The following is a 17,304-nucleotide window of genomic DNA, read 5'->3' as shown; positions in this document are numbered from 1 at the left end:
GTTTACGGACTGGGGGAGAAGCCTTTGGCAAACGTTGTGGTTGTCGGTGCCCAGTGGGGCGACGAAGGAAAAGGTAAGATCACCGACCTCCTCAGTGAGAAAGCCCATGTAGTCGTTCGCTACCAGGGTGGCGTTAATGCCGGCCACACGGTGGTGGTGGGGGGCAAGACCTTTAAGTTGCACCTTATCCCCTCCGGCATCCTCTACCCCGATAAGCGCTGCGTCATCGCCAGTGGTACGGTGATCGATCCCGAAGTTTTGCTGGCCGAGATCGACCAACTGCACCAACTGGGGATCTCCACCCACAACCTCTACATTGCCGAAACGGCCCACGTAACCTTGCCCTACCACCGCGTCATCGACGTGGCCGAAGAAGAGCGGCGCGGCATCTACCGGCTGGGCACCACTGGCCGGGGCATTGGACCCACCTACGCCGACAAGGCCGAGCGCATGGGCATCCGCGTCGTGGACTTGATGTACCCTGACCAACTGCGGGAGCGCCTCAGTTGGGCTATCCCCTACAAGAATGTTTTGCTGGAGAAGATCTACAACTTGCCTCCCTTAGATCCAGAGCCGATTATCGAGCAATACCTGGCCTATGCGGAGCGGCTGCGCCCCTATGTCACTGACGCCGCCCTGCTTCTCACGCAAGCCATTGAGGAGCGGCAGAACATTCTCTTTGAGGGAGCGCAGGGTACGCTGTTAGACATTGACTATGGCACCTACCCCTACGTCACCTCTTCCCATCCCATTGCTGGCGGCGCCTGCGTGGGGGCTGGGATTGGCCCCACCAGCATCGACCGGGTAATTGGGGTGGCTAAGGCCTACACCACCCGCGTTGGCGAGGGCCCCTTCCCTACCGAACTTAAAGACGAAATCGGTGCCTATTTGCAGTCTGCTGGCGGCGAATTCGGCACCACCACGGGGCGGCAGCGGCGCTGCGGCTGGTTTGATGGTGTCATTGGGCGTTATGCCGTGCGGATCAACGGCCTCGACTGCCTGGCCATCACCAAGTTGGATGTTCTAGATGGCCTGGAGGAGATCAAGGTGTGCGTGGCCTACGAGTACCAGGGTCGCGAGATCCATCACTTTCCCAGTGATGCCCGCGTCTTTGCCCAGTGCAAACCCATCTACAAAACCCTGCCCGGCTGGAAGTGCTCCACCAAAGGCTGCCGCTCCCTTGAGGACCTGCCTCCCGAAGCCTACGACTACCTGAAGTTTTTGGCCCAGTTGATGCAGGTGCCGATTGCCATTGTCTCCCTAGGAGCCAGCCGCGACGAGACCATCATTGTCGAGGATCCCATCCACGGCCCCAAGCGTGCTCTCCTTTACCCCAATGGCAGCAAGCAGGTTCACGCCCTCATGCCGGACTAACTTGGCACTCCCCCGACTTTAGTCGGGGGATTGACGGACTTGCAAAGGCGCTGTCAAGACGCCCCTAGACAGTTCCTTCAAAGCCCAAGGGTCTTCACCGGCGTGGGCGCTTGCTTAACATTGGCGAGCAACTCGTTTCCGCCCCGCACGAATCACGCTAGCGGGACGGAGAGTTACCAAGCTACTGTATTCCAGCTCGTAGCTCCTCCGCTAAGGGGTAGCGCCTAACCCCGCCTCAGCGAGGGCCGTGCAGAGGGCAAAGGGCAACCCTGGAGGGGGCTGCTACTGCCCCCTGAGGATCCGCTAAGCTCATAAGGTAAGGATTGCTGTCCCTGTCTTCTGGTCTTGCCATGGCTGCTCCCACCTACTCCATCATCACCTTTGGCTGTCAAATGAACCGAGCCGACAGCGAGCGCATGGCCGGGATCCTGGAGTCGCTGGGGTATGTGCCCGCCGCAAACGAACTGCAGGCAGACTTGGTTCTCTTCAATACCTGTACCATCCGCGACAACGCTGAGCAAAAGGTGTATTCCTACCTAGGCATCCAGGCGCAGCGCAAGCGGAAAAACCCCGCCATCAAGCTGATCGTGGCCGGCTGCGTGGCCCAGCAGGAGGGAGAGCGGCTGCTGCGCCGCGTCCCGGAGCTCGACCTGGTCATGGGCCCCCAGTACGTCAATCGCCTGGGAGATCTGCTGGCCCAGGTGGAGGCTGGCAACCAGGTGGTGGCCACTGAGCCTGTCGAGATCCCGGAAGACATCACCAAGCCCCGCCGGGATAGCCGGGTGACAGCCTGGATCAACGTCATCTACGGCTGCAACGAGCGCTGCACCTACTGCATTGTGCCGTTGGTGCGGGGACGGGAGCAGTCGCGCCAGCCGCAGGCCATCCGCGCCGAGATTGAGGACGTGGCCCGGGCCGGCTACCGCGAGGTCACCTTGCTAGGGCAAAACATCGACGCCTACGGGCGGGATCTGGATCCCAAAACCAACCTGGCCAGCTTGCTGCGCTTTGTCCACTCGGTGGAAGGGATCGAGCGGATTCGCTTTGCCACCAGCCACCCGCGCTACTTCACTGAAGAGCTCATTGCCACCTGTGCCGAGCTGCCCAAGGTGTGCGAGCACTTCCACATCCCCTTCCAGGCGGGCAGTGACGAAGTCCTCAAGCGGATGCGGCGCGGCTACACCCAGGAGCGCTACCGCCAGCTCATCCAGCTCATCCGCCAGTACATGCCCGAGGCCACCATCAGCGCCGATGCCATCGTTGGCTTCCCCGGTGAAACGGAAGCCCAGTTTCAAGAAACCCTGCAACTGGTGCAGGATATCGGCTTTGATTTCCTCAATACTGCCGCCTACTCTCCCCGCCCGGGCACGCCAGCGGCGGAGTGGCCCGACCAAGTGCCAGAAGAAGAAAAAAGCGACCGCCTGCAACGGCTCAACCGCTTGGTAGCGGAGGTGGCTGCCGCCCGCAGCGCCCGCCTGCTGGGCCAGGTGCAGGAGGTGCTGGTGGAAGGCCCCAACCCCAAAAACCCCCGCCAAGCTATGGGACGTACCCGCGGCAACCGCATCGTCTTCTTCGACGGCGATCCCGAGCAATTGCAGGGATCCCTGGTGCCAGTGCGCATCACTGCTACGCGGGCTTTCTCTCTTAGCGGCGAGATGGTCAAAGCAGGGGAAGGGAAACCCCAACCTGCAGAGCTGGAAGTTTGTGCCTAAGCCCACGACGAGGATTGAACTCGTGACCTCCCCCTTACCAAGGGGGTGCTCTGCCACTGAGCTACGTGGGCAGCGTGGTGGGCCGAGTTGGATTCGAACCAACGTAGGCGTAAGCCAGCGGATTTACAGTCCGCCCCCTTTAACCACTCGGGCATCGACCCATAGACGCTGGTCCTCTATAGTAGCAGAAAAAAGGGTGCCCAGGAGCAACTTAGGCCCAGGTAGAAGCTGAGGGAGCTTTCCCCAGCCCAATTGGCGAGAAAACTTGGTAGGGTGGAAAACAGGCCTCTAGCTTGCAACTATGGTCTTAAGGCTCAGCACTCCGCCTTCTGTCGAGTCCGTTTCTCCTAACCAGTCCCTGCAGCCGTTAACTAGCCGCGTCAACCGCCAGGGCCACCTGGAAATTGGTGGCTGTGACGTGGTGGAGCTGGTGCGCCAGTTTGGCTCCCCCCTCTACATCCTGGACGAATGGACCCTGCGGCAGGCCTGCCGCCTCTATCGCGACACCTGGGCCCGCTGCTACCCTGGGCAATCCCAAGTCTTGTATGCTACGAAAGCCTGGAACTGCTTGGCCATCTGTGCTTTGGCGCTGCAGGAAGGGCTGGGGCTGGATGTCGCCTCTGGCGGCGAGCTGTACACTGCCCTGCAAGCAGGAGCTAGAGGCAAAGATCTCTACCTGCACGGCAACGCCAAGTCAGCAGAGGAGCTGGCCATGGCCCTGGAGGTGGGCTGCACCCTGGTCGTAGATAGCCTCTACGAGCTGCAGCAGGTGGCGGCCCTGGCCACCCCTGAACGACCCGCCCGCTTATTGGTGCGGGTCAACCCCGGTATTGACGTCCACACCCATGAGTACATCCGCACCGGCCAAACCGACAGCAAATTTGGCATTGGCCAGTGGCAACTGCCGGAGGTGTTTGATTTTCTGGCAGCCCATCCGCAACTGCACTGCGTCGGGCTCCACGCCCACATTGGATCCCAGATTTTTGATCTGCAAGGACACCGCGACCTGGCGGGGGTACTGGCTCAGATCTGGCGGCAAGGGTTAGACAAAGGCCTGCCCCTCCAGGAGCTCAATGTGGGCGGCGGCCTGGGGATCCGCTATGTCGAATCCGACGATCCCCCGTCCATCCCAGAGTGGGTGGAAGCCGTGGCCACTGCAGTGGAGCAGAGTTTCACTGCCGCTGGGATCCCCCTGCCCAAGGTGCTCTGCGAGCCTGGACGGTCTGTGGTTGGGCCAGCGGCTGTAACTGCCTACACCTTGGGGGGCAAGAAGTGGATCCCGCCCAGCGAAGACCTTCCCGAAGGGCGTCTCTACGTCACCATTGACGGCGGCATGTCCGATAACCCCCGCCCTATCACCTATGGGGCCCGCTACACCGCCCTTCTGGCCAACCGCCCCGAGGCTGAGGCCACCCAGAGGGTAACAGTGGCCGGAAAACACTGCGAGTCGGGGGATGTGCTCTTGAAAGATGTGCTTTTGCCCAACCCAGCGCCCGGCGAAGTCCTAGTTGTGTTGGCCACCGGCGCCTACAACTACAGCATGGCCTCCAACTACAACCGCTTCCCGCGGCCGGCAGCAGTGCTGGTCAACCAAGGGAAGGCCCAGTTAATCCTGCGGCGGGAAACTTATGCCGATTTAATCCGTCAGGATATCCTACCAGAGCAGTTGCGGCCCTAGAGGCAAAAAGCGCCAGCAGGGAGCTGCCCAAGTTGCCAGGGAGGATCTAGCCTACTGGGCTCAACTGGGAAGACCTGGAAGCCAGGGAGGAGGTAAATGGTAGGCTGGTCAGGGAACCGCAGTCCGGCAAGATTCTCGCGGTGGGACGGCGCAGGCGAAAGGTCTGCAGCACGAGGGGAGTGTGGACGGGGTTTTTCGGCATGCTGGCGGCCTTATGGGCTTGGCTACAGCAATTTACCTTTCTCAGCCTCTTGGATTGGGCACTGGCTGTCCTGCTATTGGCTTTGGCCCTCTATTCCACCCGCAAGAGCCGGGCCGGGGTGCTGGTGCGGGGATTTACGGTGCTGTTGGTGCTCTACCTGGCCACAGCGGCGCTGCCGCTGGTGCACCTCATTTTAGATCGCTTGCTCCTGGCTGCGGCCGTGGCCATGGGGGTGCTCTTTCAGCCAGAGCTGCGGCAGCTCTTGGAGCAGTTGGCCAAGATCATCCGCATGGAAGGGTCAGATCCTCCAAACGGGGATGAGGAAGATTATGAGGAGGGCTTGGTGGAGGAAGTGGTGCAAGCCGTGCGGGAGCTCTCCCAAAGTCGGACGGGGGCTCTAATTGTAATTGAGCCGGATCAGCCTATTGACTCACGGGTGTTTACTGACAAGGGGGTCTCTCTTCAAGCACGGGTATCGCGGGAGCTTTTGCAGACGATTTTCCAGACCTCGACCTTGCTCCACGATGGGGCAGTTCTTATCCATCGAGATCGCATTCGCGCAGCAGGAGTCATCCTGCCAGTTTCAGAGCGAGCTGCTTCCCGTCAACTGGGAACCAGGCACCGGGCGGCAATGGGGATTACCGAGCAAGCCAATTGCTTGTGTATTGTGGTTTCAGAAGAAACCGGGTCCATCTCTCTAGCAGAGGGTGGACGCATCGAGCGTCCCCTAACCAGTGCCAGGTTACATGAGCTGCTGCTAGAGCGGTTGCGCCATTCCCGCCAGTCCAAAAAACGAGAGGCTCCTCTCAGGAGACTGGGGATCCACTCGTGGGTTTGCAACGGACCGTTGCGCTGGTGGGGATCCCTGCTTGATTCAGCCAAACGCTCTCGCAAACCTGAGAAAACGCTTCCTAAAGAATAACCTCCATGACTCTTTCTCCTGCTTATCTTCAGTTACCTGCCGATCTCGATCCGCAGTTGTTACCCCGCCACGTGGCCGTGGTGATGGATGGCAACGGGCGGTGGGCACAAAAACGGGGGCTCCCCCGCAGCGTCGGCCACCAGCGGGGGGTAGCGGCCTTGAAGGAGCTCGTCCGCTGCTGCCACGATTGGGGGATCCCGCTCCTTACTGCCTATGCCTTCTCCACCGAAAACTGGGGCCGAGCCCGCGAAGAAGTCGATTTCCTCATGACTTTATTTGAGCGGGTGCTGTGGCAAGAGTTGGAGGAAATGGTGGAGCAGGGGGTGCGCATTCAGTTTGCCGGCCAGTTGTCGGCCCTGCCCCCCTCTCTACAGGAGGCCATTGGGCAAGCAGTGGAGTGTACCCAGCACAACGAGGGTCTTTGCCTAACGGTGGCTCTCAACTATGGAGGAAGACAAGAGATCCTGCAGGCTTGCCGCTCCATTGCCACCCTGGTACAGCAAGGACTGCTGCAGCCGGATCAAATTGATGAGGCCCTTTTCTCCCAGTTTCTCTACACCAACGGCCTCTCGGATCCCGACTTACTAATCCGCACCAGCGGCGAGATGCGCCTTAGTAACTTTTTGCTCTGGCAGATGGCTTACACTGAGCAGTACTTCACCCCCATCCTTTGGCCCGATTTTGACCGCGCTGCTTTTCACCAGGCTCTGCTCAGCTACCAGTCGCGCCAGCGACGGTTTGGCAAGTGAGGAGGTTCTCTACCCCCCCTCTAGGAAAACTGAGGAGCGAGGGCTCTGAGGCAGGTGCTAGCGCAAGAAGGTGGTTACTAGCCACATTAACCCAAATGTAATTCCCACCCACAGGAGGCCAGGGGCATCGCCACCGGTAAGGGGCAAAGCAAGACTATAGGCCAACACCAGCCCCAGGATCAAGGCCGCCAGCGCCAAGAAGAAAGAGCGGAGGAAGCGGCGTTCCTTGCGGTACAGGAAATAGATGGAGGTCATCAGCCCCAGCGCCAGTTGTAAGGAGGGATACTCTTCGGGGGAGAGGACAACCCAACCTAGCAACCCTCCCAAAATCCCTGCTGACCAGAGGGCGGTGGCCACCGAAGGGGTGTCCAGCCAGCGGTTTAACCCAAAAGAGATCTTCTTGACCGGGCGGGGTAAACCCACCTCTGGCGCAGGAGAGCCAGGGCGCTGTTCTGCGTAGCGAATGCGATCCGGGACGGGGATCTTGCCCTCTTTGCGCAGGCGCAGGCGCTGCATCAGGATAGCGTCGTAGGCTTGCTCCACCCGTTCCTGCTGCGCTTCATCTGCAGCCAAGCTGGCTAGGAGTCGTGCCCGCGCCGACTGGATCTCCTCAAAAGAGGCTTCTTCACTGACCCCCAGCACTTGATAGGGACTCATCTCAGCCATGACGACCAGCCTGCTTGTAACTCTCTATCACCCTAGCCTAGCCGCCAATTGAAGAACCGCCTGGGAGGGTTGAGGGTCTAGCCTCGCCGCCGCCAGGAGCAACGCCCGCAGCGATTGGGCCACCTGCTCAACGGCTGCTGGAGTGGTAGCCCTGCCCAGGCTAAGGCGGATAGATCCCAGGGCCTCAGCCTCAGAATAGCCCATGGCCAGGAGAATGCGGCTAGGGATCTGTTGTCCACTACTACAGGCAGAGCCGGCGCTGATGGCGATTCCCTGGCGGCTCATCTCCCTCACCAGCACGTGCCCCGGGATCGCGGCGGTGCAGTAGCTGAGGTGGTGGGGCAGGCGTTGCTCCAGATCTGCAGGGCCAGTTAGCCGCAAACCGGGCACGGAAGCCAGCAACTGGGCCAAGTGCCGCTGCAGCTGCCGTAGGCGGGCCGTCTCCCGCTCCAGCTCTTGGGCAGCCAAAGCTGCCGCCACCCCCAGGCCAACGATCCCTGGGATCCCTTGGGTGCCGGCTCGCAGCCGCCGTTCTTGGCCGCCCCCCCGCAGTAGCGGTTGCAGCTCCACCCCTGGGCGCACGTACAGCGCCCCCACCCCCTGTGGCCCGTAGAGCTTGTGCCCAGACAAGGAGAGCAGATCCACAGGCAGCTGCGCCAGATCCAAGGGGATCCGCCCTACCGTCTGCACTGCGTCAGTGTGGAAGAGCACTCCCGCCTGGCGGCAGATGTAGCCCAGCTCAGCAATGGGCTGCAGGGATCCCACCTCATTCTGGCCGTGGATGATGGAGACCAGAGCGGTGTTGGGCCGCAACGCCTGGATCAGGGTTTGGGGATCCACCTGGCCAGCGGAGTTCACTGCCAGGCGGGTTACCTCCCAGCCCTGGGCCTGCAGCTGGCGGGCGGCGTTTTCCACCGAGGCGTGCTCGACACTGGAGATGATGAGGTGTTGGGGGGTGGAGTAGCGCTGAGCCACCCCAAATAGGGCCAGGTTGTTCGACTCCGTCCCGCCAGAGGTAAACACCAGCGCCTCCGGCTCACAGTTAAGCAGCTCAGCCACCTGCTGCCGCGCCCGTTCCATGGCCATGGCCGCCCGTTCCCCCCACCTATGCAAGCTGGAGGGGTTGCCCCAACTTTCCTGCATCACCAGCCGCATGGCCTCGATGACCTCCGGCCGAGGCGGCGTGGTGGCGCTGTGGTCAAAGTAAAGCGCGGGATCCAGCATGAGCAGCTCACACCTTAGGTCTCTATGTCCCCATCTTAGGGCCGGCTTGCTGACAAGTCCTGCCCAAGGGGGCACTAGTACCCCTCCTGCGGCCAGCAGGGCAATGGCCTCCGCTTGGCGGGGGCTGCCTACTTGAAAAGGCTAGGGCGTTGGCGGTGCATGGCCACCGATTCCACCAGACCAATGGCCAGAAAGTTGGTCAACAGAGCGGAGCGGCCGTAACTCAAAAAAGGCAAGGGCAGGCCGGTAATGGGAGCCAAGCCAATTGTCATACCAATATTGACAACCGCCTGAAAGAGGATCATGGCCAGCACCCCAATGGTAATTAGGGAGCCAAAATTGTCCTTGGCCCCCTGGGCAATCCAGATCAGCCGCGCGCACAGAATCCAAAACAGGAGCAGCACCGTCAGGGTGCCGACAAAGCCCATCTCTTCCCCAATGGCTGAGAAGATGAAATCGGTGTGCTGCTCGGGAATGAAGTCCAGTTGGGTTTGGGTGCCCTGCTGGATGCCCCGGCCCCAGAGCCCGCCGGCGCCGATGGCAATGCGGGACTGAATCAGGTGGTAGCCGGATCCCCAGGGCTCTTGCATGGGATCAATGAAGATCTCCAGCCGCCGCCGCTGGTAGGGCTTGAGGATGTGCCAGGCCAGCTGGCCCAGATGTCCGGAGAGCAGGTTGAGCACTCCAAAGCTTAGCGCCCCCGACCACCGCCAAGGCAGCCGCCAAGCGGCTAGGCTCACCATGCCCAGGCACCAGATTAGCCAAACCCAGAGCATCCAGCTCAATCCTGGGCGGGTGTGCAGGCCATAGAGAATGGCTCCCACCGCCGGCGACACCAGCAAGAGGATCCAACTGCCCTTGGCTCCAGCCCAGTAGAGCATGACCAGCAAAATGGCCACAAACACCAGGGCCGTACCCAAATTGGGCTGAAGAAAGATCAAAATCCAAGGAGGAGCAATGACGGCAACAGCCACCCAAATCTGGCTGAAGTACCGGATGGGCCAGTGGTGCAAAATAGCTGCCAGGGTAATAATGACCCCCAACTTGGCAAACTCGGAAGGCTGGAGCTGGAAGCCGGCAATGGAGATCCACCGCTCTGCCCCCCCTGCTGCCGTGCCGAGGAAGAGCACCGCAATCAAGCTTGCCAAGGTTAGGAAGTAGGTCAACCAATGCCAGCGCAACAGTCGTTCATAGGGGATCCGCGCCACCATTCCCAAAAACCCTAGGCCAATGCCAGCCATCACCAACTGCTGCAGCCAGTAATGGCTGATGGGCCGCTCCCAGACCACGCTGCGGATGGCAATAATGCCGATGCCTGTCAAGGCCAGCACCGTGGCCAGCAAAATGCTGTCGAACTCGCGCCAGGGGGTGACAACTTGCCTCAAAAACCGTTGCCAGACGGGCAAGGAGGCTGCCTTGGGATCAGGATTACCTAGCAGGAGAGCCATAGCCGCCGGAGCAACATCGGCACTAGCTTACTGGAAAACTGGCTCTAAAGCCCTGCCGCTAAAACAGGGCTGCTCCGTATGCGCACCGCCAAGACCTTGCCACGGGTTACCCCTGCAGGGGCTCTTCCCCCACTGCAAAGGCAGCAGCCGCAACTCCAGAGCCGGCCGATCCCCAGCAACCCAACTAGAAGCGGTGCAAACACCAAGTAGACCCAAACCCCAGCGCTTCTAGGCCAAGCCCAGTCTGGCTGGGATCCCCTCGCCGCTAGAGGTAACCCCTGGCACTCATTCCTGTGGCAGCTGCTCACCCCCCCAGACCTGCTGCCGGGATCTCCGCAGACGTTATCTCGGGCCTTAAGAAAGCCAAGCTTGCTAGGTAAAGACACAGTTGCTGGGGCGGGAAAAGCTAATGCTACGATAGCAGGGCGTGCCTTTGGGCGCTAGCTACGGACGAGTTCAACACCGATCTGTGGTTCGCTCTGCCCCCTTTCTTCGTCCTTCTCCGCTGCCGCCTGTTTCTGAGAGCAATCGGCTTAAGATATTTTCCGGGAGTGCCAATCCAGCTTTAGCCCAGGAGGTAGCCCGGTATTTGGGCTTAGACCTGGGCCCGATACTGCGCAAGCGCTTTGCCGATGGCGAGCTGTACATTCAAATCCAGGAGTCGATTCGCGGCGCCGATGTTTACCTCATCCAGCCCACCTGCCGCCCAGTCAATGATCACCTCATGGAGCTGTTGGTGATCATTGACGCCTGCCGCCGCGCCTCTGCTCGCCAGATCACGGCCGTTTTGCCCTACTACGGCTATGCCCGTGCCGACCGCAAAACGGCGGGACGGGAGGCCATCACGGCCAAACTGGTGGCCAATATGATTACTCAGGCGGGAGCCCACCGGGTGCTGGCCATGGATCTGCACTCGGCCCAGATCCAGGGCTACTTCGACATCCCCCTCGACCACGTCTATGCCCAGCCGGTTCTTCAGGCCTACCTCAAAGAAAAAGGCCTCCTCGAGGAAGACATTGTCGTTGTGTCTCCCGATGTGGGGGGTGTGGCGCGGGCCCGTGCTTTTGCCAAAAAACTCAAGGAAGCTCCGCTGGCCATCATTGACAAGCGTCGCCAGGCCCACAATGATGTGGAGGTCATGAACCTCATTGGCGACGTGCGGGGAAAGATTGCCATCCTCGTGGATGATATGATTGACACGGCGGGCACCATCTCCGAAGGGGCAAAGTTGCTGCGCAAGGCGGGAGCCAAGGCAGTTTATGCCTGTGCCATTCATCCTGTCTTTTCCGATCCCGCCATTGAACGCCTGCAAGGCGGCTTGTTTGAAGAGGTGATTGTTACCAACACCATTCCTGTCCCGCCAGAGAAGCAGTTTCCTGGGCTGACCATCCTCTCGGTGGCCAATGTGCTAGGGGAAGCTATCTGGCGTATCCACGAAGATAGCTCCGTCAGCAGCATGTTCCACTAACGGAGCCGCCTTTGCCCCCGCTCTAGCGCCTGGGGAGCACCTCCACGCGCACGGGGGCAAGGCCTGCCTGCACCATACCCAGAGCTTCTGCCGCCCTTAGGGAGAGGTCGATAATTCGATTGGGGATAAAGGGGCCGCGATCATTGATGCGCACCACAACCTGGCGGCCATTCCTCAGGTTGGTTACCCGCACTACCGTCCCGAAGGGCAGCGTAGGGTGGGCTGCCGTCATCTCGTTGCGAGTGGGGTGTAGGTCGTACCAAGAGGCGATCCCTTCCTGCACTAGACTAGCCTTGAGCTGCTGGACTGGAACTGGCGGCGGCGGAGCGGCAGTCTTGGCTTTTAGAGTAGCCAGCTGCGGCAAGACAGGAGCAGGGAGAGGAGGAGCACCCAGCAGCAGCCGGCGCAGCCGATTGGTGGCCAGAAGGGCTGTATCCACTGGGCGTTGGTTATCCACCAGGAGTACGCCTTCATCAACACGCAACAATTCCTTGCCGTTAACCCGAACGGCATAGAGACGATCCCCGGATTTGGGCTCGGTCCAAGCCAGGGTGATGGTGGTGTCTTCTAGAGATCCCTGGGCCATTTGGTTGAGCTGGGCCACTAGAGAACTGGCCCGCAGCAACGGCGGCTCCAAGCGAGGGTGCTCGACAAAGGTAACAATGGGCAAGTCCCGCACATAGACGGTAACCGCCTGCCGCCCGTCGATTAGGTAGGCGTAGAGGGTGGCAATGGGCTGAGGAGCAGACTGCTTTTGTTCGCCAATCTTGAGGATGGGCTCTTCGAGGAGCCGAGGGAGGCTTGCCTGGGGGGAGGGGAGGAGAGACGACAAGTCCTGCACGTTCAAGGTGCCAGGTTTTGCAGGCAGGGAAGGATTGGGCTGGGGAGCAAAGACAAGCTTGGCTGCGGGAGAAAGCGAAGGGCCTTCCAGGGGTAACTCTGCGGCTTGGGTGGTGGTAGAGCCACTGCGGGCTGACGCTTGGGCCCTGGCATTACTGAGCAGACCCATGGGCCAGCTTAAAGCTGTGACACAGAGACAGCTAACCAAGCCCAACTTGGGGGCAGGAGCCAGTCCCTGTCCAAGCCATTTTTGAGTTTGCATGAGGCCGCGCTCCTCTTCAACTCGTCCAACTTCCAACGCGATGGCTAAAACAGAAGTTAATGTACCATGGGTTTCTGGATTGACTGGTTTGCCTGCCCAGGCGCAAAAGCCCAAGTCCAGTTATCGTAAGGGTATTTGGCATCTTGGACTACCGCTCAGCAGGGGTTGACATCGATCGCGGACGCGCTTTTGTCCAAGGGATCCGGGAGCGCGTTGAACGGAGTTCTACAGGTTCCCCCGGAGTCTTGGGTAGCATTGGCGGCTTTGCCGGCTTGTTCGAGCTGCCAGCAGGCTACCGTGCCCCGGTTCTGGTGGCCGGGGCCGATGGAGTGGGGACCAAGCTGGAGATTGCCCAGCAGTGGGGGCAGCACCGCGGCGTCGGTATTGATCTAGTGGCCATGTGTGTCAACGACGTGCTGACGGTGGGAGCCAAGCCGCTGTTTTTCCTGGACTACATTGCCACCGGCAAGCTGCAGCCAGAGGCCCTCTGGCAAGTCATCGAGGGCATTTTAGCGGGCTGCCAGGAGGCCGGCTGCCAACTGCTGGGGGGAGAAACGGCGGAGATGCCGGGATTCTACCCGCCTGGAAAGTACGACTTGGCGGGATTTTGCGTTGGGGTTGTGGACAAGGCAGACATTCTAGACGGCTCTCAGGTGCAGCTGGGGGATCGGCTGTGGGCTCTGCCCAGCAGCGGCCTGCACAGCAACGGCTTCAGCCTGGTGCGGCGCATTGTGGCCGAGCGAGGCTGGCGCTGGGACCACCAACCCTCCGGCTGGGATCGGCCTTTGGCGGAGGTGTTTCTCACCCCCACCCGCATCTACGTGCAGGCGGTGCAGCGGCTGCAAGCGGCAGGGATCCCCATCCACGGCATGGCTCACATCACCGGCGGCGGCATCCCGGAAAACTTGCCCCGCTGTTTGGCTCCTAGCCAGGCGGCGCGGCTAGAGCCCCACAGTTGGCCCATCCCACAGGAATTTCTCTGGCTGCAGGAGCAGGGCCAGGTGGAGACTTTGGAGATGTTCAACACCTTTAACCTGGGGGTGGGCTATGTGCTGGTGGTGCCCCCTGCGGCGGAAGATTTGCTGAGATCGCTGCTGCCGGAAGCCTTCCCTATTGGCGAGGTGGTGGCCGCCCGCCCTGGGGAGAGCCGGGTCTTGGGGCTGGAGGAGTGGGGATCCCTAGGACCTTGAGTCCCCACCAAAAGGGGGATGGGGATCCCGTCTGCCGAGGCCGGGCGCCGCTATGCTAAGTTTGCAAATGGCCTTGGCGTCGTTTGTCCCCGGCTTAACAGGCCTTCTGGGTCCACAACTGCCGCTAACCCTCTAAGCGAGGAAGCGTCGATGACAGGTTTATCCACTGCTTCGGCAACCATGGCTGCCATTGAGGTAGAGCATCTGAGCAAAACCTACGGCAGCTTTACCGCCATCCGCGATATTTCTTTCCAGGTGAATGCCGGCGAGATCATGGGGTTTCTAGGGCCCAATGGCGCCGGCAAGACCACCTCGATGCGCATTCTGGCGGGGTACTTGCCGGCTACGGAAGGAACGGCGCGGGTGGCCGGGTTTGATGTGCACGAAAACCCGATGGCAGTGCGGCAGCGCATTGGCTATTTGCCAGAAAACCCGCCCCTCTACCCCGATATGACGGTGGAGGCCTACCTGCACTTTGTTGCCCAGATTAAGCGGGTCAGCGCTGGTGACCGACCTAGGCGGGTAGACGAGGTAATTCGCCGCTGCAGCCTGGAAGACAAGCGCCACACCCTCATCCGCAAGCTCTCCAAGGGGTACAAGCAGCGGGTGGGCCTGGCCCAAGCTTTAGTGCACGACCCGCCCGTGATTATCCTCGACGAGCCCACAATTGGGCTGGATCCCAAGCAGATCATCGAGGTGCGCAACCTCATCAAAAGTCTGGCAGGGGAGCACACCATCATCCTCTCCACCCACATCCTGCCGGAGGTAAGCATGACCTGCGACCGGGTGGTGATCATCAACCGCGGCCAGGTGGCAGCCATCGGCACGCCTGCCGAGCTGACGGCACAGGTGCAGGATCGGCAGCAGGCAAAGCTGGTGGTGGGCGCCCCTGAGGAAACGGCCATCCGGGCGGCCCTGCAAAACCTGCCCCAGGTGGAGGTGGTGAGTTTGCAGCCCCTGGGATCCGATCCCCCTCGCTGGCAGGTGCAGCTTAAAAGCAACGTTGCTGCCGTTCGCGACAAAGGGACAGAGTCCTTAGGCTGGATCCCGGAGGTGGCCAGGGTCCTGGTGCAGGCGGGGATCGACCTCTACGAGATCGGTCGTCCCCAGGCTTCTTTGGAAGAGATTTTCCTGCAGCTCACCACCCAAGAGGGATCCGCAGGCACATTGGAGGAAGCAGCATGAACGGAGCAGTGGCCATTTTTCGCAAAGAACTGCGCGGCTACTTCACCTCCCCCATTGCCTATGTGGTGGCGGCGGTGTTCTGGGGCCTGGCGGGGTTTTTCTTTGTCAACATCTTGGTGCGGGTCATTAACTTCTCCCAGCAGGTGGATCTCTTTGCCCAGTTTGGCCAAGAGAACCCCTTCGATGCCGCCACCATCCTGTCGCAGCAGTTTCTCAATTTGCTGAGCACCCTTTCCCTATTTTTATTGCCTATCTTCACCATGAGCTCCTACGCCGAGGAGCGGCGGCGGGGCACGATGGAGCTGTTGGCTACCTCCCCCATTACCAACCTAGAGGTGGCCCTGGGCAAGTGGCTGGCGGTCTGGGTGTTCTTCATTACCTTATTGCTGCCGCCTCTGGTTTACCACGTGCTGGTGCTAAGTAGCGCCAGGCCAGCGGTGGATTACCGCTTAACTCTGATGGGCTATGTGGGACTTGCCCTGCTGGCGGGTAGTGTCATGGCTTTGGGGTTATTTGTCTCTTCTCTAACAGACAGCACCCTCATTGCTGCAGTGGCTACCTTTGGGTTGATCCTGCTGCTCTGGGTCATCGACGCTGCCGCCGGCCAGGAGAACACGTGGATTGCCGCTACCCTGCGGCACATCTCCCTGCTGCAGCAATACAGCAACTGGGTGCAAGGGATCCTCAGCAGCAGTAGCGTCGTCCTTTTCCTCAGCATCATTGTGCTGGGGCTGTTTGCCACGGTGCAGTCGGTGGAAAGCTTGCGCTGGCAGCAGGGCTAGGGTTGTCTTGGGAGGCGTGCAGTGATGAAGGACTGGCGGGCACTGGCAGATTGGACGGGGATCGTCGGCCTTGGTGTGATTGCCATCGGCCTGCTGGTGGGATCCGCTCTCACCGGCTGGACGGCGGTGCCCCTCAGCCTCATGGCCACGGGCTTGGCTCTGGTGGTGGTTTGGGGCTTCACCCACCGGCAGGAGGTGAGCCTGTTCTTGGGGCTGCGATCCACTCAGACCAACGCCAACATCCTGGTGGCGGTGGCGGCGATGGCCGTCATCCTGGTGCTGGTGAATGTGGTAGCGGTGCGCTACGACCTGCGCCTGGATCTCACTGAGGAGGGCCTGTTTACCCTCTCGCCTCAAACCCGGCAACTGCTGCAGGGGTTGGCCCAGCCGGTGAAAGTCTGGGTGGTTACCACGGCGCCGGATCCCAACCTGCGGGAGCAACTGGAGCGCTACCGCCGCCTCAACCCTGAGCGCTTCCAATTTGAGTTTGTGGATCCCAACCGCGATCCCCTAACGGTGCAGCGGCTGCAGGTGACGCAAAACAACACCCTGGTGGTGGAGGCGGGAGAAAGCCGGCAGCAACTGCCGCAGCCCCCTGCCCCTGAGCTGGAGAGCAAACTGACCCCCGTCTTGTCTAAAGTGGTCAACCGCGGGGAGCTGCTGGCCTATTTCGTGCAAGGGCATGGGGAAGTGGGCCTAGAAGCGCGGGAAGGCACCCCCACCCTGGCCCAGGCCGTGGCAGCCCTCGGCCAGGAAGGCTATCGGGTGGAGCCTTTGAACCTGGTGCAGTCGGAGATCCCGGACAAGGCCGATGTGCTGGTGTTGGCAGGGCCGCAGCGGGCTCTCTTCCCGGGGGAGGTGGAGAAGCTGCAGGAGTACCTGGCCAAGGGAGGGCGCCTGCTGCTGCTCATTGGGCCACGGGTGGATGCTGGCTTGGATCCCTTGCTGGAAGAGTGGGGCGTGGTTTTGGGAGATGACATCCTTATCGAGGTGAGCAGCGTCAGCCAACTCCTGGGCACGGGGCCGGCAGTTGCCCTAGTTACCACCTACGGGGATCACCCTATTACCGCCCCCTTGGCCGAGCAGAGGCTGATGACCCTCTTTCCTCTGGCTCGTTCTGTAGAAACCCAAGCCCGCGAAGGGATCCAGGCCACACCCTTGCTGCGCACCAGCCCCCAGAGCTGGGGGGAGACCAGCCCCAACCTGGAGGCTGGCCCCGTGCAATTTGACCCGGCTCAAGACAAGCCTGGCCCGCTAACCCTAGGTGTCGCCTTGAGCCGCCGGCTGGAAAGAAGCGAGAAGCAGGATTCCCAGCAGAGTTCAGCACCTGAGGCCCGCCTGGTGGTCATTGGCAATGTCAACTTTGCTCTTGACGGCAACCTGCGGCAGCAGGGCAACCGGGATCTCTTCCTCAACGCGGTTAACTGGCTAACCGAACAGACCGAGCAGATCTCCATCCGCCCCAAATCTATTACCGACCGCCGTCTCACCCTGACCGACCAGAACTTCCGCTGGTTGGTGCTGGGATCGACGGTACTCCTGCCGCTGGTGGCGTTGGGGGTGGGGGCCGTGCTTTGGTGGCAAAGGCGGTAGAGCTGGGGG

14 protein-coding genes and 2 tRNA genes are annotated in these 17,304 nt (G+C 60.9%); 10 read left to right on the top strand and 6 right to left on the bottom strand.

The window, feature by feature from the left end:
• Positions 1-24 precede the first annotated feature (24 nt).
• Together NW830_RS01020 and miaB are read left to right on the top strand one after the other, a co-directional pair.
• Positions 25-1,374, top strand: a complete 1,350-nt coding sequence (locus NW830_RS01020) for an adenylosuccinate synthase (RefSeq protein WP_414359714.1) — start codon at positions 25-27, stop codon at positions 1,372-1,374.
• Positions 1,375-1,724: 350 nt separating this feature from the next.
• Positions 1,725-3,086 (top strand): tRNA (N6-isopentenyl adenosine(37)-C2)-methylthiotransferase MiaB, encoded by a 1,362-nt coding sequence (gene miaB / locus NW830_RS01015; protein ID WP_414359715.1) that lies wholly within the window; start codon positions 1,725-1,727, stop codon positions 3,084-3,086.
• Here the strand turns inward: miaB and NW830_RS01010 are convergent.
• Together NW830_RS01010 and NW830_RS01005 are read right to left on the bottom strand one after the other, a co-directional pair.
• Positions 3,086-3,157 (bottom strand) — tRNA-Thr (locus NW830_RS01010). The two genes, miaB and NW830_RS01010, sit on opposite strands and share 1 nt — an antisense overlap.
• A gap of 4 nt (positions 3,158-3,161) precedes the next feature.
• A tRNA-Tyr gene (locus NW830_RS01005) sits at positions 3,162-3,247 on the bottom strand.
• Between the two features lie 140 nt (positions 3,248-3,387).
• Between NW830_RS01005 and lysA the strand changes: the two genes are divergently transcribed.
• The 3 genes from lysA (at position 3,388) to NW830_RS00990 (ending at position 6,637) form a co-directional block, all read left to right on the top strand.
• The gene (gene lysA, locus NW830_RS01000; protein ID WP_414359717.1) at positions 3,388-4,764 is read left to right on the top strand and encodes a diaminopimelate decarboxylase; all 1,377 of its coding nucleotides are present in this window, start codon (positions 3,388-3,390) and stop codon (positions 4,762-4,764) included.
• A gap of 179 nt (positions 4,765-4,943) precedes the next feature.
• Entirely contained in the window at positions 4,944-5,888 is a 945-nt protein-coding gene (gene cdaA, locus NW830_RS00995; protein WP_414359719.1) for a diadenylate cyclase CdaA, read from the top strand.
• A gap of 5 nt (positions 5,889-5,893) precedes the next feature.
• Positions 5,894-6,637 carry an isoprenyl transferase gene (locus NW830_RS00990; protein WP_414359720.1) on the top strand — a complete coding sequence of 248 codons (744 nt, stop codon included), beginning with the start codon at positions 5,894-5,896 and terminating at the stop codon, positions 6,635-6,637.
• Between the two features lie 57 nt (positions 6,638-6,694).
• On the opposite strand, the gene NW830_RS00985 is transcribed toward NW830_RS00990, so the two are convergent.
• The 3 genes from NW830_RS00985 to rodA form a co-directional block, all read right to left on the bottom strand.
• Complete coding sequence (locus NW830_RS00985) at positions 6,695-7,303, bottom strand: CPP1-like family protein (RefSeq protein WP_414359722.1); 609 nt, start codon at positions 7,301-7,303, stop codon at positions 6,695-6,697.
• Between the two features lie 27 nt (positions 7,304-7,330).
• Positions 7,331-8,527, bottom strand: a complete 1,197-nt coding sequence (locus NW830_RS00980) for a cysteine desulfurase family protein (protein WP_414359724.1) — start codon at positions 8,525-8,527, stop codon at positions 7,331-7,333.
• Positions 8,528-8,655: 128 nt separating this feature from the next.
• On the bottom strand, positions 8,656-9,966 hold the full coding sequence (gene rodA / locus NW830_RS00975; protein ID WP_414360069.1) for a rod shape-determining protein RodA: 1,311 nt from the start codon (positions 9,964-9,966) through the stop codon (positions 8,656-8,658).
• A gap of 478 nt (positions 9,967-10,444) precedes the next feature.
• Between rodA and NW830_RS00970 the strand changes: the two genes are divergently transcribed.
• Positions 10,445-11,443: a ribose-phosphate pyrophosphokinase gene (locus NW830_RS00970; protein WP_414359726.1), complete on the top strand. Its 999-nt coding sequence runs from the start codon at positions 10,445-10,447 to the stop codon at positions 11,441-11,443.
• 22 nt (positions 11,444-11,465) lie between these two features.
• Here the strand turns inward: NW830_RS00970 and NW830_RS00965 are convergent, their stop codons facing one another.
• On the bottom strand, positions 11,466-12,452 hold the full coding sequence (locus tag NW830_RS00965) for a septal ring lytic transglycosylase RlpA family protein (protein WP_414404515.1): 987 nt from the start codon (positions 12,450-12,452) through the stop codon (positions 11,466-11,468).
• Positions 12,453-12,688: 236 nt separating this feature from the next.
• Between NW830_RS00965 and purM the strand changes: the two genes are divergently transcribed.
• The 4 genes from purM to NW830_RS00945 all read left to right on the top strand — a co-directional run bounded on the left by purM (position 12,689) and on the right by NW830_RS00945 (position 17,295).
• Positions 12,689-13,735, top strand: coding sequence for a phosphoribosylformylglycinamidine cyclo-ligase (purM, locus tag NW830_RS00960; protein WP_414359730.1), 1,047 nt, complete (start codon positions 12,689-12,691; stop codon positions 13,733-13,735).
• Between the two features lie 150 nt (positions 13,736-13,885).
• Positions 13,886-14,920, top strand: a complete 1,035-nt coding sequence (locus NW830_RS00955; RefSeq protein ID WP_414359731.1) for an ABC transporter ATP-binding protein — start codon at positions 13,886-13,888, stop codon at positions 14,918-14,920.
• On the top strand, positions 14,917-15,702 hold the full coding sequence (locus NW830_RS00950; protein WP_414359733.1) for an ABC transporter permease: 786 nt from the start codon (positions 14,917-14,919) through the stop codon (positions 15,700-15,702). The genes NW830_RS00955 and NW830_RS00950 overlap by 4 nt, the downstream gene beginning before the upstream one ends.
• A gap of 24 nt (positions 15,703-15,726) precedes the next feature.
• A complete protein-coding gene (locus NW830_RS00945; protein ID WP_414359736.1) occupies positions 15,727-17,295 on the top strand; it encodes a GldG family protein in 1,569 nt (522 codons plus the stop codon).
• Positions 17,296-17,304 lie beyond the last annotated feature (9 nt).

Source organism: Synechococcus sp. OH30 (genome assembly GCF_047462175.1).
GTDB lineage: Bacteria > Cyanobacteriota > Cyanobacteriia > Thermostichales > Thermostichaceae > Thermostichus.
The sequence above is the reverse complement of the archived record's forward strand: the minus strand, read 5'-3'. Positions and strand labels throughout refer to the sequence as shown.

Bases quoted from the DNA above. Each gene is read 5' to 3' on its own strand.
- miaB (WP_414359715.1), top strand. From the start codon at position 1,725: ATGGCTGCTCCCACCTACTCCATCATCACCTTTGGCTGTCAAATGAAC.
- lysA (WP_414359717.1), top strand. From the start codon at position 3,388: ATGGTCTTAAGGCTCAGCACTCCGCCTTCTGTCGAGTCCGTTTCTCCT.
- NW830_RS00990 (WP_414359720.1), top strand. From the start codon at position 5,894: ATGACTCTTTCTCCTGCTTATCTTCAGTTACCTGCCGATCTCGATCCG.
- NW830_RS00985 (WP_414359722.1), bottom strand. From the start codon at position 7,303: ATGGCTGAGATGAGTCCCTATCAAGTGCTGGGGGTCAGTGAAGAAGCC.
- NW830_RS00980 (WP_414359724.1), bottom strand. From the start codon at position 8,527: ATGCTGGATCCCGCGCTTTACTTTGACCACAGCGCCACCACGCCGCCT.
- NW830_RS00965 (WP_414404515.1), bottom strand. From the start codon at position 12,452: ATGGGTCTGCTCAGTAATGCCAGGGCCCAAGCGTCAGCCCGCAGTGGC.
- NW830_RS00955 (WP_414359731.1), top strand. From the start codon at position 13,886: ATGACAGGTTTATCCACTGCTTCGGCAACCATGGCTGCCATTGAGGTA.
- NW830_RS00950 (WP_414359733.1), top strand. From the start codon at position 14,917: ATGAACGGAGCAGTGGCCATTTTTCGCAAAGAACTGCGCGGCTACTTC.
- NW830_RS00945 (WP_414359736.1), top strand. From the start codon at position 15,727: ATGAAGGACTGGCGGGCACTGGCAGATTGGACGGGGATCGTCGGCCTT.